Raw genomic sequence first — 15,579 nt, 5'->3', positions numbered from 1 at the left:
CTTAATAGAGAAGCGAATGCAGAGAAACCGAAAAAAGGCACTTGACAGATTTGTCTGAGGGCCTTTTTTCAATGATAGAAGGAGGTTCATTTTGTGACAGAAAAAGCACGCGATTTATTTGATAAACTGATGACGCAAATTCAGTTAGATGACACAGCGAAAGAACATCCCTTAATTCAAAATGGCCGGATTGACAAGGTCATTGTTCACCAACAAAGTCGCTTATGGGAATTTCATTTAAGTTTTGATGAATTGATGCCAGTGATGCTATATCAAACATTTATGCAACAATTGGAACTAGCTTTTCAACAAATTGCGCAGGTATCCGTTCAAATAACCACAAATCAGACAACATTTACTGAGGAACAATTAACGGATTATTGGCAGTTGGCCTTGTTAAATAGTCAATGTAATACGCCGTTAGTTCAGAAAGTCTTAAAAACACAGACACCACAATTTGAAGATCGGAAAATTATCTTACCTGTTGATAATGAAGCAGTTATTCCTTATTTGAAGCAACAATATTTACCAATTATTGAGGAACTTTATTTCTCTTACGGGTTTCCTAAATTTCATATTGAACCAAAAATGGATCAACAGCAAGCTGCAGAAGTGCTGAAAAAGTTTGAAGAGCAAAAATTAGAACAAGCCGCAGCCTTTCAACAACAAGCTGCTGAATCGCTTGTTAAACATGAACAAATGAAAAAAGAAAAACAACAACAAGCGCCTGCGTTTGATGGTCCAATTCGTTTAGGTCGGAATATTCCCAATGATGAACCCATTATGCCAATGGGAAATATACTGGAAGAAGAACGTCGGATAACGATTGAAGGCTTTATTTTTGATAAAGAAGTGCGTGAATTGCGTTCTAAACGAAAAATTTTAATTTTGAAAATTACTGATTATACTTCCTCTTTCGTGGTGAAGAAATTTTCGAATGGGGAAAAAGATGAACAAGTTTTTGATGCGATTCAACCGCAAAGTTGGATTCGTGTTCGTGGTAGTGTACAAGAAGATACCTTCATGCGTGATTTAGTCATGAATGCCCAAGATTTGATGGAAGTCGCCCATGCGCCAAGAAAAGACTACGCGCCAGAAGGTGAAAAACGTGTAGAATTACACATGCATAGTAACATGAGTACAATGGATGCGACCAATAAAGTCGGTGACTTGGTGGCGCAAGCGGGGAAATGGGGGCACAAGGCCATCGCAATTACGGATCATGGCGGCGCCCAAGCGTTTCCTGATGCCCATGCTGCAGGTAAAAAAGCAGGCGTTAAAATTTTATACGGCGTGGAAGCCAATATTGTTGATGATGGTGTACCTATTGCTTACAACGAAGAACATATTGAATTAACAGATGCTACCTATGTGGTCTTTGACGTGGAAACAACGGGGCTTTCCGCTGTTTATGATACAATTATTGAATTGGCCGCTGTCAAAATGCACAAAGGAAATGTCATTGAGACTTTCGAGCAGTTTATTGATCCTGGCCATCCATTATCTCAAACGACGATCAATTTAACTGGGATTACAGATGAAATGGTGCGCGGCTCAAAATCCGAAGAAGAAGTTTTACGCATGTTTAAAGAGTTTTCAGAAGGAACTATTTTAGTGGCCCACAACGCTTCTTTTGATATGGGGTTCTTAAATACAAGTTATGGCAAACATGGAATACCTGAAGCGGCTAATCCCGTCATCGATACATTAGAATTATCCAGATTCTTGTATCCACATTTCAAAAGCCATCGTCTAAATACCTTATCGAAAAAATTTGGCGTCAACTTAGAACAACATCACCGTGCCATCTATGACTCAGAATCAACAGGTCATTTGTGCTGGATTTTCTTAAAAGAAGCGAAAGAGAATCATGATATGCATTTCCATGATGATTTGAATCGTCATATTGGCGAAGGAGACTCATACAAACGAGCTCGACCTTTCCATGCAACGATTTTAGCAACAACTCAAGCAGGATTAAAAAATCTTTTTAAATTGATTTCGATGTCCAATGTAGATTATTTTTTCCGAGTACCACGGATTCCTCGTTCGCAATTATCGAAGTTAAGAGAAGGGCTTTTAATCGGTTCCGCATGTTCAAACGGCGAAATTTTTGAAGCGATGATGCAAAAAGGTGTCGAAGAAGCAAAAAATCGTGCCAAATTCTATGATTATATTGAAGTTATGCCCAAACCAGTTTACGCGCCATTAATTGAACAAGAATTGGTGAAAAATGAAGCAGATTTGGAAGAAATTATTAGTAATCTAGTGAAAATCGGTGACGAACTTGGCAAGCTGGTTGTCGCCACTGGAAATGTTCATTATTTAAATGAAGAAGATGCCATCTATCGGAAAATTTTAGTCGGATCTATGGGTGGCGCTAATCCGTTAAATCGCCATAGTTTACCAAAGGTTCATTTCAGAACCACCGATGAAATGTTAACGGAATTCCAATTTTTAGGACAAGACGTCGCTAAGCGAATTGTAGTAGAAAATCCCAACAAAGTCGCTGATTTATGTGAAGAAGTTATTCCAGTAAAAGACGATTTGTATACGCCAAAAATTCCTGGGTCTGAACAAGAGATCACTGATTTAAGCTACAATCGTGCGCGCGAATTGTATGGAGATCCTTTACCAGAAATTGTCGAAAAACGGTTAGAAAAGGAACTGAATTCGATTAACGGGAATGGTTTCTCGGTTATTTATTTAATTTCTCAAAAACTGGTGCATAAAAGTAATGAAGACGGCTATTTAGTCGGTTCACGGGGCTCTGTCGGTTCGAGTTTTGTTGCGACAATGACAGGGATTACTGAAGTAAATCCTTTAGCGCCACATTATTATTGTCCTGAGTGTCAATATTCTGAGTTCTATGAAGATGGTTCCTATGGTTCAGGGTTTGATATGCCTGAAAAAGCCTGTCCAAAATGTGGCGCTCGATTGTTTAAAGATGGTCACGACATTCCTTTTGAAACGTTCTTAGGATTCCATGGCGACAAAGTTCCCGATATCGATTTGAACTTTTCTGGCGATTATCAAGCCGAAGCCCATAACTACACGAAAGTTCTTTTTGGTGAAGAATATGTCTACCGGGCAGGAACCATTGGTACAGTAGCCGACAAAACAGCGTATGGCTTTGTTAAAGGATATGAAAGAGATCATAATTTACATTTGCGTGGTGCTGAAATTGATCGCTTAGCTAAAGGTTCAACAGGGGTTAAACGGACGACTGGGCAGCATCCCGGCGGTATTATTGTAATTCCTGATTACATGGATGTTTATGACTTTACGCCAATCCAATACCCTGCTGATGATCAAGAGGCAGAATGGAAAACGACGCACTTTGATTTCCATTCCATTCACGATAATATTTTAAAACTTGATATTCTGGGACATGATGATCCAACCGTGATTCGGATGTTACAAGATTTATCTGGGATTGAGCCAAAAACCATCCCAACAGACGATCCAGAAGTGATGCGTATTTTTGAAGGACCTGATGTTCTAGGTGTGGATGCAGAGCAAATTTATTCTAAAACAGGAACTTTAGGAATTCCTGAATTTGGGACACGTTTCGTTCGAGGTATGTTAGAACAGACCCATCCATCAACTTTTGCAGAATTACTTCAAATTTCTGGACTGTCTCACGGAACCGATGTGTGGCTAGGGAATGCAGAAGAATTGATTCGCCGTGGCGAAGCCAATCTTGCTGAAGTAATTGGTTGTCGGGATGATATCATGGTTTATTTAATTCATGCTGGTTTGGACAGTGGGATGGCCTTTAAGATTATGGAAACGGTACGTAAAGGACAATGGAATAAGATTCCTGATGAACTACGGGATACGTATTTAAATGCGATGAAGGAAAACAACGTCCCTGACTGGTATATTGATTCTTGTTCTAAAATTAAATATATGTTCCCGAAAGCCCATGCGGCAGCATACGTATTAATGGCATTGCGGGTCGCTTACTTTAAAGTTTATTTCCCAATCTTATATTACTGTGCATTTTTCTCCGTTCGGGCGGATGACTTTGACTTAGTGGCAATGTCACAAGGGAAAGAAGCTGTGAAAGCACGAATGAAAGAAATTACGGACAAAGGGATGGACGCCTCCACCAAAGAGAAAAACTTATTAACGGTTTTAGAATTATGTAATGAAATGTTGGAACGGGGCTATAAATTTGGCATGATTGATTTGTACAAATCAGATGCTGAAAATTTTGTGATTGAAGGGGATACCTTGATTGCACCTTTCCGAGCAGTGCCAAGTTTAGGCCTCAACGTAGCGAAAGCCATTGTCGCTGCGCGAGAAGAGCAACCGTTCTTGTCGAAAGAAGATTTGGCAACACGAGGTAAAGTTTCTAAAACATTGATTGAATACATGAATGAAAATGGTGTCTTAAAAGACTTGCCAGATGAAAACCAATTATCATTATTTGATATGTTATAAAAGAAAAATCTCTTAGAAAAAGGCTGGTGAAGCAACTTATTCACCGGCCTTTTTTAGTCATCAAATAAATTAGAAAATCATTGCTAGAAGCGTTTTAATTACTTATTAAAAAGCCATCTTTATTTAATTATGTTGAGCTTGTGCATAAAAAGTAAAATGCTTATGATAAATGAAGAGCTTTATTTTTTTAATAAGAAAGGAATTGGTTATATGGACAAAAAGCAATTACGATGGTTCACCGTCGGGTTAATTGCCTTTAACATGGTCTGGGGTCTTGGAAATGTTGTGAATAATTATGCACAACAAGGGATTTCAGTGGTCACTTCATGGCTTTTGATTTTAGTTTTATATTTTATTCCCTATGCGTTAATCGTAGGACAGTTAGGTTCAACATTTAAAGACAGCAATGGTGGGGTTAGTTCGTGGGTGCAAAACACCAGTACTAAACGTCTAGCCTATTATGCAGCATGGACTTATTGGGTAGTGCACATTCCTTACTTGGCACAAAAACCACAAGCAATTTTAATTGCCTTAGGTTGGGCAGTTCAAGGAAATGGAAACCTAGTCAATACGATGCCAATTGTAACGGTATCATTTATTTCATTAATAATTTTCTTGGTTTTCTTGTTATTATCAACAAAAGGGTTAACCACCTTAAAAGTTATTGGTGGTTTAGCTGGAACCGCCATGTTTGTGATGTCTATTTTATTCATTTTATTAGCGGTAGGCGCACCATTTATTAATTCAACGGTTGAATTTGCGACGCCAAACATGTCACAAGTCAGTACTTACATTCCTAAATTTGACTTTAGTTATTTTACAACCGTATCAATGTTAGTTTTTGCGGTAGGTGGCGCTGAAAAAATTTCTCCTTACGTAAATGCAACTAAAAATCCAGCCAAAGAGTTCCCTAAAGGAATGATTTTCCTAGCAGCAATGGTTGGTTTATCGGCTGTTTTAGGTTCATTTGCAATGGGAATGTTATTCTCAAGTGATAATATTCCTAAAGATTTAATGGCAAATGGTGCCTACAGTGCCTTCCAAAAATTAGGTGCGTATTATGGTGTCGGTAATCTCTTAATGATTGTTTATGCGTTAACGAATACAGTGGGTCAAGTGGCTGCGCTAGCCTTTTCAATTGATGCTCCACTGAAAATTCTTTTAGCTGAAGCAGATCCAGAATTTGTTCCAAGTTGGTTACGTAAACGTACGAAAAAAGGTACGTTAATTAATGGTTACTTATTAACAGGTATTTTAGTAAGTATTATTATCGCTTTACCAATGTTTGGGTTGAAGGACATGAACGAAGTGGTTAAATGGCTAACTAACTTAAATTCTGTAGTTATGCCAATGCGTTATTTGTGGGTCTTCTTTGCCTATATGCTTCTAAACAAAGCATACAAACAATTTAATTCAGAATATAAATTTGTTAAAAATCCTAAAATTGGTTTTGTGTTTGGTCTTTGGTGTTTCCTATTTACAGCCTTTGCTTGTATCCTAGGAATGGTGCCTAAATTTGAGTATGCCTCAGACCCTCAAGGCTGGTTGTTCCAATTAGCTTCTAACATTGTGACACCAATCGTCTTAATTCTATTAGGAATGATTTTACCAGCAATTGCACGTCGCGAGAAAAAAGACACGATTTTGCCAATTGATTCAGCAGAATAATTGGTTACATGTCCAAGGATAAAATAGTTAGTATAAGTATTTTGCGTGAGATAAATGGTCAATAGGACTGTTTGTCTCACGTTTTTTTCTGTCGATTTTTCTCTAAAATTTCTATTGTCTCTTAAAAATATGAGAAAATCAGAAGAATTTCTCCTGTATACTAAAGGTATCTATCATTAAAAATGGTTATTAACGGAGAAAAAGGAAGTGAACCTCATGACTAAAACACTTGAAACACAACCAGAAGAGAAAACGGTCTTTCTTTGTAAAGAAACGAATCCAGATTTTTTAGGACGAGAAATTTATGCGGATAATGTTGAAACACCGTATAATTTTTACTTAATTCGCAAGCTTTATTTAGCGAAAGAGTATCAAAATTTAGCAGAAGGGGAACAATTTTTTGAGGCTTTATGTGAAAGTTGGGATGAATCAGAACAGTTTGAAGAGTTAATTGTTAAAAAGATTTATGTCTATGTTGAAACGGAGTTAATGTACTACACTATTTATTTTGGAAGCTTTGAGCCGACCACTCGTGACTTACGATTCGCACTAAAACAATGGATGTATGAAATACCGACAACTAAAAATAAAAAAACAGTCCGTACGAATGAAACCAATGTGCAAGTAGTGCCGCAAGAAAATCAAATAACGGAATTAGCTGGTGAAATTGCTGTCTTACGTGAAATGTTGACACTTTTAAAAGAAAATTTAGCCTCCTTGAATGAAGCCGTTAATCAAACGAGAAATCCCGTCATTTCTAGACAAATAAAAACGATCCATTTGAAAAGAGCTTCTCCTGTGATAACCGCAGAACAGGCATCGCTGAAAGTATCAGAGGATGCTAATCTGAAACAACCAGACGTCAATCTCTCGCCTGATAATCGGGAAAATCAAGAAGTTGAAACAACTGTAGCAACAAGTGAAGCAGAGCTTCCTGTTAACAAACCAGCGCTTGAAGAACCAGCGAAAGAACCAGTGCTATCTGAACCAGCGCCATTTAAAGAAGCGCTGCCAGAAAAAAACAAGAAAACCAACAGAGTACCGCGGCAAAACCTTTATTTACTTTTCTACAAGAAACAGAAAAAAGCTCGCTAAATTCAGTGAATGAGTCTGTCAAAAAAGAAGAGGAGCAGAAGCCAGAAAAAGAAGCTGCCTCTATGGAAAGTGAAGAAGAAAGTTCATCAAGTCGGACAATTCCTGCAGACTTTCAACGACAATTGGACGAATTAGAAGAGGAAATTTATCGTCGCTTTATGAGTCGCCAATTAGAGGATACTGATGGAAATCAAGTAGTACCGAAAATAACGATTGAAAAAAGACAGTTAGAAGCACAAATGATTGAAGCAAAAGCATTCTCACAATCATTTAAACAAGTTCAAAAGAAAAAAGCAGGAGACGTGCGAATTTGCAATCAGTTAAGTTGTATGAAATTAGAAAAAGGATTAGATAAATTTTTAGATGAAGTTACAGAATATGTTGAAAAGCGGACACTATTTAATAAAAAGGTTCGTTGTCCGCTCCCAGTAATCAGAGAATTGGAAGGCTATGGGCAATTAAACCAGTATATGCAGAAAATCCTTGACTGTTATTAATCGTTTATTTAGGAGAAGGTAAGACAAAAACGTTCAGTTTATCAGTTTTTAAACCTGAAACAAAAATCACTTTGGATTTTTGTTTCAGGTTCTTTCTTATTATCTCTGGAAAAGATTTCAAGAGAATTTTTGAAATACTAGTGAAAATCCTATAAATTGTAGTATAATTTTCAAAGATGAATGAAAGGCGTGAAGTCATTGAAAGACAAACAAGTGTATGCAGTAGTTGACCTTGAAACGACTGGAACAGATCCTACAAGTGATCGGATCATTCAGTTTGGATGCGTTCTCGTTCAAGATGGAAAGATTATTGCGAACTTTGCGACAGATGTGAATCCCAATCAAGTAGTACCAAAACAAATTCAAAGTTTAACGGGGATTAGTAATACGCAAGTTCAAAAAGCGCCTTATTTTGAAGATGTAGCACATACAATTTATCATTATCTGGAAGATACTATTTTTGTGGCGCATAACGTCCACTTTGATTATAATTTTTTAGCTCGTGAACTGGTACGGTGTGGCACGCCGCCACTTACCATTCCAGCCATTGATACAGTGGAATTGGCACAGATTTTTTTACCGACAGAAAAAAGTTTCCGTTTAAGTGATTTGTCGGAAAGTTTAGGTTTGTCTCATGAGAATCCCCATCAAGCAGATAGTGATGCGCAGGTTACAGCCGAACTTTTGTTATTAATTCAAGAAAAAATGAAATCTTTACCATTAGTCACTATGGAAAAAATTGCGGAATTAAGTCAACAGACAGCGCGGGAAACCAGTGCCTTTATTCAACAAACATATGAACAAATGAAAAAACAAGTGACACCATTAAATCCAGCTTATCAAGTGGTCAGTGGCATTGCTTTACGCAAAAAAGAAGTTCCTCTTTTTGAAGAAACGTTCTATCAGACTAGTACGTATCCCAAAACTAAAAAAGCCAAAGAAAAACTGTTTGGCGAACGTTTCGCTTATCGTGCGGAACAGAGTCGGATGATGAATTTAGTCTATGATCATTTTACAGAAGGAACGACAAAAGATTTATTTATTGAAGCGGCGACTGGAACGGGAAAAACATTAGGCTATCTGTTACCGATGAGCTATTTAGCAACGCCAGAAAAACCAGTCATTATTTCAACAGTTTCGATTGTTTTACAAAATCAATTAGTAGAAAAAGATTTACCGTTAGCCAATCAAATCTGCCAAGGGAAATTACGTGGCATTGTTATTAAAAGCCATCGACACTATCTTGATTTACAACGCTTTAAGGCAACGTTGAATCAGCCAACTCCGCAAAAACAATACGCTCTTTATCAAATGGGCGTTCTCGTCTGGTTGCTAGAAACAGAAACGGGCGATTTAGATGAACTACAATTGACGAATTTAAATCATTTATTCTGGAAAGAAGTTACACATCGCGGATTGGATTTTCTTTCAAAAAAAGATGAACTTTATGAAGTTGACTTTTTAAGACATCTGTATAAAAAAGTCGCTCAAAGTAACGTGTTGATTGTTAATCATGCATTTTTGGCGCAAGAGTCGCTAAGGAAACAACCGTTATTACCTGAAAGTCCGTGGCTAATTATTGATGAAGCACATCATTTACCAGACATCGCTAGTCGGATGGCGAGCGAACGAGTGAACAGTGTGATACTAAAAAAACAAGTCACGCATTTTATTGAAAAAGAACAACTTTTTGTTGCTTTACAGCAAATTTTTCAACAGTTTTCTGAAGAGCAGCGGCTTGTAAAAATTTATCAGCAAGGTTTACTGGATTTTGTGGATGAATGGCAAGATTTTCTTTTTGAATTGCATCGTTTATTTAGTAAAACGCAGAAGCGGATAGACCATCAGGAGTTGCTTTTAACCAAAGAACGTATTGATTATTTATCTGCTGCGGGAGAAAAACATAGTCAAACGCTCCAGCTTTTACTGCAGGAGTTGTTAACTATTCAAAGTAAGTTACAGCAAACAATTATGAGTCAGTTGGAAACCTTTAGTTTGGCTGATCGCATCGTTTTTGTTCGCTTGTTTCAATTTTTTGATGAAATTGAACGTATTCACCACTGTTTTACCATTTATCTTGATGATTGGCGTCCACGTTGGGTAAAAGAATATTTACCACAAAATGAAGACCATGGCTTGATTGAAATTCATGACTTAGAAGCTAGTTTGCTTCCTGAAACAAAGTGGTATCCGCGGTATGAACGAATTATTTATACAAGCGGCACATTGAAGTTTGGCAACAATAAAAAGTATTTACCGCAACGGTTAGGTTTAACAGAGGTGACGTTCAAAACCCTGCCAACGCCATATAACTATGCAGAAAATGCGCGAGTCTATGTACCGGAAGAAGCAGTAGCCATTCAAAATGCCTCTTTCTATGAAATGGGTCAATACATTTCAGATACCATTGAAAAATTGATGGCGCAAGAGGAACGTTCGATGTTGGTTCTTTTTACTTCGCATGAATTATTGTCCACCGTGTATCATCAAGTCCAGCCAAGATTATTGGAAAAAGGACAAGAGGTCCTCGCCCAAGGGATTAGCGGCAGTCGTGAAAAAATTCTTAAACGGTTCTCTAATGGAAAACCGAATGTCTTGCTAGGAGCCGATAGCTTTTGGGAAGGCGTGGACTTACCAGGAACAGCTTTACAGTTATTGATAGTCACGCGTTTACCTTTTGAAAATCCGAAACGACCACTTGTGCAAGCAAAATATGCATATTTAGAAGCAGAAGGGATACAACCATTTGCTCAAGAAGCGGTACCGAAAGCAGCCTTACGTTTGCGACAAGCACTGGGCCGTCTAATCCGTTCTGAAGAAGACAGAGGGGCATTGCTGATTCTGGATCGTCGTTTAGTCACTGCAAAATATGGCAAACGATTAATCAAAGCGTTTCCTAAGGGACTCTCAGTAAAAGAAGCGCCCATGCCTGAAATTTTAGAAGAATTAAAGGAATTTTTAAACAAATAATCGATTATTTTTAGGTCATATTTGTGAAAGGCCGCTATTTTTCTGCTATAATAAGACCCAGTAAGTTTAGAGAGGATGGAAGGATTTTTGGAGGAATTAGAAGAAAAGAAAGAGAAGAAACGGATTACTGTCCTTTTAACCCTATTGGCAATCCTTTTAGCAATTCTTGTAACAATAATTATCTTTTTTGTACGAACCAATCAACCAATGGCTCAAGCCAAAAAAGAAGCAACCGCAATTGCCAAAACTTCTGCTAATTTAGAAACAGTTGATAAATTTTACTGGTTTACACGCAAAAATACGTATTTTACTTTAACCGGCAAAAATGATAAAGGCACAGAGATTGTCGTGATTGTCCCTAAATCGGGAGAAAAAGTCACGGTCTTAAATCAAAAAGATGGTCAAACTGAACAACAAATAACAGACATGGTTGCTAAAGCCCATCCCGATGAATCGGTGATGAAAGCTACGTTAGGGCTTTATGATAAGCGCCCTGCATGGGAAGTGGTCACCGAAAATGATCAAGGAGTACTAACGTATTATCTGATGAGCTTTGATAAAGGCGAAGAGATTAACGTTGTCAAAGATATTTAATTTAGATAGGTTTTGATGAAAGTGGGAGTGAAAGGTGTATGAACGTATCAAATCGAGCACAGCAATTGACTCCTTCTGTTACATTAGCAGCTGCCGCCAAAGCGAAAGCATTAAAAGCAAAAGGTGTAGATGTTTTAAGCTTAACGGTTGGGGAACCAGATTTTGTAACCCCGAAAAATATTCAAAAAGCAGCAATTGCTTCAATTGAGGATGGAAGAGCAAGTTATTACACACCTTCTGGCGGCATTCCTGAATTAAAGCAAGCAATTGTTTCTTATGTGGAACGAGAATATCAACTTTGTTATCAACCCAAGCAAGTTATTGTGACAGATGGTGCCAAATATGCGCTGTATCTATTATTTCAAGCCATTTTGAACGTTGGGGACGAAGTGATTATCCCTGTCCCTTATTGGGTAAGTTATGGTGAACAAGTCAAGTTAGCAGAAGGCAAGCCAGTGTTTGTATCAAGCACGCAAGAGCAATCATTTAAAGTATCAGTCGCACAATTAGAAGCTGTACGAACAGACAAAACGAAAGCAATCATTTTAAATTCACCATCTAACCCAACTGGTGTTATTTATACGGAAGAAGAATTACGACAAATTGGTGAATGGGCAGTTGCTCATAATATCCTCATTATTGCAGATGATATTTATGGTCGTTTGGTGTACAATGGACATCGGTTCACACCAATTGCAACCATCTCAGAAGCAATTCGTCAACAGACAATCATTATTAATGGTGTTTCCAAAACATATGCAATGACAGGCTGGCGCATTGGTTTTGCAGTCGGTGATGAAAAAATTATTCAAGCAATGACACAACTCGCTTCACAATCCACCAGTAATCCAGTCGCAGTTAGCCAATATGCGGCAATTGAGGCTTTAACAGGTGAACAGACGACAGTTGAAGACATGCGTCAGGCCTTTGAAAAACGCCTGAATCATATCTATCCAAAAGTAGCAGCTTTGCCAGGTGTTTCGCTAATAAAACCTGAAGGCGCCTTTTATCTATTCCCGAATGTCAAAAAAACATTAGAAATTTGTGGGTATGATAACGTGACTAATTGGGTGGAAGATTTATTACAAGAAGCGCATGTTGCTCTGGTAACGGGAGAGGGCTTTGGTGCACCAGAACATGTGCGGATGAGCTATGCGACAGATTTAATGACGTTAGAAAAAGCGATTGAGCGAATGAACGACTTTATAGAAAAGAAACGGATTCAGCACAACGCCTAAAAGAATAAACTAAGAAATGAACGGAGAGACAAACGTGGAACAAATTCAAATTATTGATTCAAACAAACATGTTGGAGAAACAGTAAAAATTGGCGCTTGGATTGCTAACAAACGCTCAAGCGGAAAAATTGCCTTTTTACAATTACGTGACGGGACAGCCTTTTTCCAAGGTGTCGTGTTCAAACCAAACTTCATTGAAGCTTTTGGTGAAGAAGCTGGTACAGAAAAATTCCAAGAAATTAAACATTTATCACAAGAAACAGCAGTCATGGTTACTGGTGTTATCAAAGAAGATAGCCGTTCTAAATTCGGCTATGAAATGGATATCACTGATTTAGAAGTCGTTGGCGCTTCAGAAGATTACCCAATCACGCCGAAAGAACACGGCACAGATTTCTTAATGGATCATCGTCATTTATGGTTACGTTCAAGCAAACAACATGCAATCATGTTAGTTCGTAACGAAATTATTCGTGCTACTTACGAGTTCTTTAACGAACAAGGATTCATTAAAATTGATAGCCCAATTTTAACAGGCTCAGCACCAGAAGGCACAACAGAATTATTTGAAACAGATTACTTCGGACAACCAGCATTCTTATCACAAACAGGTCAATTATATGCAGAAGCTGGTGCGATGGCATTTGGAAAAGTCTTTACTTTTGGACCAACCTTCCGTGCGGAAAAATCCAAAACTCGTCGTCACTTAACGGAATTCTGGATGATTGAACCAGAAATGGCATACACAACTCATGAAGAATCACTAGATATTCAAGAAGCCTACGTAAAACATTTAATTAAATCAGTATTGAAAAATCAACAATATCCATTGGATGTTTTAGAACGTGATACAGCGTTACTGGAAAAATATGTTTCGGAACCATTCAAACGTATTACTTACGATGATGCGATTGAGTTATTACAAAAAGAAGAAGCAAACAATGATTATGATCACATTGAATGGGGCGAAGACTTTGGTAGCCCACATGAAACCTTTATTTCAAATTACTATGGCGTTCCAACATTCATTTTAAATTATCCAAAAGCAATTAAAGCCTTCTATATGAAACCACATCCAACACGTGAAGATGTTGTAATTTGTGCCGATTTAATTGCGCCAGAAGGTTATGGTGAAATTATCGGTGGTTCAGAGCGTGCAACTGATTATGATTATTTGAAAGAAAAAGTAGCTGAGTTTGGCTTATCTGAAGAAGAATACAGCTGGTATTTAGATTTACGTAAATACGGTTCAGTGCCACATTCTGGCTTCGGATTAGGTTTAGAACGTGCTGTTACGTTCATTACTGGTAATGAACACATTCGTGAAGCGATTCCGTTCCCACGTATGTTAAACCGTATTTATCCATAGAGAACAAATAAAAAAAGAACTTCAGCAAAAGCCGAAGTTCTTTTTTTTAATTCTGCCATAATTTTTGCATCTGGTCCAAAATATCAATGACTTCTGTCGTGAAAAATAAGGAGCGGTTGGGTTGTGTACCTTTGATTGCTTCAACCATATTGTAGATTTCGTAATTCATGGCTTCAGCTGAGTACCCAGAAACGATGGTCTCAACCGTACCGTCGTTGTAGTGAACAATCGCTTCATCTGCGCGTGGATAATCTGTAATGGTAATATAGGCATCTTCAAAAGCAACAATTCCTTGCTTTGGCATTTTTGCTTGGAATGTTAATGAAATAGTAGCCAACTCATTTTCTTTATTCCGAAGCAATGTCACCGATTGTTCATCAACACCAGTAGAGAAGGGAACCATGCTAGAAGCTAAAACGTCTGGCTGTGAGCTGAGAAACCAACGAGCAAACGAAACCGCATAAGTACCAATATCTAACAATGCGCCGCCTGCTAAGTCAGGATTAAAAAAGCGATTTTTAGGATCGGGTTCTTTGTAACTTCCAAATGGTGCTTGAATCATTTTTAACTGACCAAATTTGCCAGCATCCATCAAGCGACGTAATTCGTCGTATAGTGGCATGTTAAAAATAGTCATGGCCTCTGCTAAAATAAGGTCATTTTTTTCTGCAACTGCCAAGGCTTGTTTTAATTCTGCAGCGTTCATCGTAATAGCTTTTTCACACAACACATGTTTTCCAGCCTGGAGCGCTTTTAAAATGTGTTCAGCATGTTGTTTATTTGGCACTGCTATATAGACAACATCGATCGTTTCATCTGCTAGCAATTCTTCATAAGAACCATAGGCTTTGGGGATTGAATAATCAGCGGCAAATTGTTCTGCTTTAGTCAATGTCCGTGAAGCAACAGCTGCAAGTTGGCTAGTTTCTTGTTTAAACGTTGAAGCAAATTCGTGGGCAATCCCACCTAATCCGACGATGCCCCATTGATATAATTTTTTTGTCAAAAGAAGTCCTCCTAATCTATGCAATTTCTTCAAATCTTCTTCATTATTTATTATACTGTAAACAAGAGAAATTAGAAAACAAGGACAATTTTGTAAATATGATAAAATCCAGAGATAAAAAGATGCTTTTTTTAGAGAATTTCAGTAAAATAGAAAATGGAGGCGAATGATTATGCATCAAGTTTATGTAGATATTATTGTTGACGCAATTATTGAACAGTACCAAACAGAAGAAAATTTTTACTCCGCTTATCAAATTCAAGCAGCCGATTGGCAAGCTTGGAAAGAAGGCCAATTTGGTTTGGACAATGAAGTCATGCAAAAAATTAAGAATTTGTTTACGGATTATGAGTGGATGCTGACTCAAAAAATACTCCGCCAAACCATCTTATTTCCGGAAAAACGCAACCTAGCTGTTTCGGAATATAAACGGTTAAAAACAACAATTGCCAAAAAATGGCTGCAATCTGATTTGGGCGTTGTAGAATTAATTCCTAACAATAAACAGGAACAAGAAATTGCTGCTGGTTATATTGATTTGAAAGTGACGCTAGCCTATGGTGAATGGGGTTTTGATGACATTATTACATTCCGATTACCAGCTACGATTCAACGACAATTGGAAGGTTCAAAAGTTGAATTATTAGATTGGGTCAACGAAAATCTGATGGATACTTACGTAGGTGAATAACG

At 37.7% G+C, this 15,579-nt stretch carries 8 protein-coding genes and 1 pseudogene; 8 read left to right on the top strand and 1 reads right to left on the bottom strand.

What is annotated here, in order from left to right; translation table 11 throughout:
- The first annotated feature begins 93 nt into the window (after positions 1–93).
- The 7 genes and pseudogenes from IGL07_RS09485 to asnS all read left to right on the top strand — a co-directional run bounded on the left by IGL07_RS09485 (position 94) and on the right by asnS (position 13,880).
- On the top strand, positions 94–4,449 hold the full coding sequence (locus tag IGL07_RS09485; RefSeq protein WP_002381593.1) for a PolC-type DNA polymerase III: 4,356 nt from the start codon (positions 94–96) through the stop codon (positions 4,447–4,449).
- A gap of 210 nt (positions 4,450–4,659) precedes the next feature.
- Positions 4,660–6,117, top strand: a complete 1,458-nt coding sequence (locus tag IGL07_RS09480; RefSeq protein WP_002356790.1) for an amino acid permease — start codon at positions 4,660–4,662, stop codon at positions 6,115–6,117.
- Between the two features lie 216 nt (positions 6,118–6,333).
- Positions 6,334–7,709: pseudogene (locus tag IGL07_RS09475) on the top strand (hypothetical protein).
- A 180-nt stretch (positions 7,710–7,889) separates the two neighbouring features.
- Positions 7,890–10,679: an ATP-dependent DNA helicase DinG gene (locus IGL07_RS09470; RefSeq protein ID WP_075575400.1), complete on the top strand. Its 2,790-nt coding sequence runs from the start codon at positions 7,890–7,892 to the stop codon at positions 10,677–10,679.
- A gap of 75 nt (positions 10,680–10,754) precedes the next feature.
- Entirely contained in the window at positions 10,755–11,273 is a 519-nt protein-coding gene (locus IGL07_RS09465; RefSeq protein WP_025189406.1) for a cell wall elongation regulator TseB-like domain-containing protein, read from the top strand.
- A gap of 38 nt (positions 11,274–11,311) precedes the next feature.
- Positions 11,312–12,511, top strand: coding sequence for a pyridoxal phosphate-dependent aminotransferase (locus IGL07_RS09460; RefSeq protein ID WP_002376910.1), 1,200 nt, complete (start codon positions 11,312–11,314; stop codon positions 12,509–12,511).
- A 16-nt stretch (positions 12,512–12,527) separates the two neighbouring features.
- Entirely contained in the window at positions 12,528–13,880 is a 1,353-nt protein-coding gene (asnS, locus tag IGL07_RS09455; RefSeq protein WP_002376912.1) for an asparagine--tRNA ligase, read from the top strand.
- A 46-nt stretch (positions 13,881–13,926) separates the two neighbouring features.
- On the opposite strand, the gene IGL07_RS09450 is transcribed toward asnS, so the two are convergent.
- Positions 13,927–14,886 (bottom strand): Gfo/Idh/MocA family protein, encoded by a 960-nt coding sequence (locus IGL07_RS09450; protein ID WP_002389307.1) that lies wholly within the window; start codon positions 14,884–14,886, stop codon positions 13,927–13,929.
- 166 nt (positions 14,887–15,052) lie between these two features.
- On the opposite strand from IGL07_RS09450, the gene IGL07_RS09445 reads away from it, so the two are divergent.
- Positions 15,053–15,577: a hypothetical protein gene (locus tag IGL07_RS09445; RefSeq protein WP_002382789.1), complete on the top strand. Its 525-nt coding sequence runs from the start codon at positions 15,053–15,055 to the stop codon at positions 15,575–15,577.
- Positions 15,578–15,579 lie beyond the last annotated feature (2 nt).

It is taken from the genome of Enterococcus sp. DIV1368f (assembly GCF_051712245.1).
Taxonomy (GTDB): Bacteria; Bacillota; Bacilli; order Lactobacillales; family Enterococcaceae; genus Enterococcus; species Enterococcus faecalis.
The sequence above is the reverse complement of the archived record's forward strand: the minus strand, read 5'-3'. Positions and strand labels throughout refer to the sequence as shown.

What these genes read in the sequence shown, in the direction of transcription:
- IGL07_RS09470 (WP_075575400.1), top strand. Translation starts at nt 7,890, where the DNA reads ATGAAAGGCGTGAAGTCATTGAAAGACAAACAAGTGTATGCAGTAGTT.
- asnS (WP_002376912.1), top strand. Translation starts at nt 12,528, where the DNA reads ATGAACGGAGAGACAAACGTGGAACAAATTCAAATTATTGATTCAAAC.
- IGL07_RS09460 (WP_002376910.1), top strand. Translation starts at nt 11,312, where the DNA reads ATGAACGTATCAAATCGAGCACAGCAATTGACTCCTTCTGTTACATTA.
- IGL07_RS09465 (WP_025189406.1), top strand. Translation starts at nt 10,755, where the DNA reads ATGGAAGGATTTTTGGAGGAATTAGAAGAAAAGAAAGAGAAGAAACGG.
- IGL07_RS09480 (WP_002356790.1), top strand. Translation starts at nt 4,660, where the DNA reads ATGGACAAAAAGCAATTACGATGGTTCACCGTCGGGTTAATTGCCTTT.
- IGL07_RS09445 (WP_002382789.1), top strand. Translation starts at nt 15,053, where the DNA reads ATGATTATGCATCAAGTTTATGTAGATATTATTGTTGACGCAATTATT.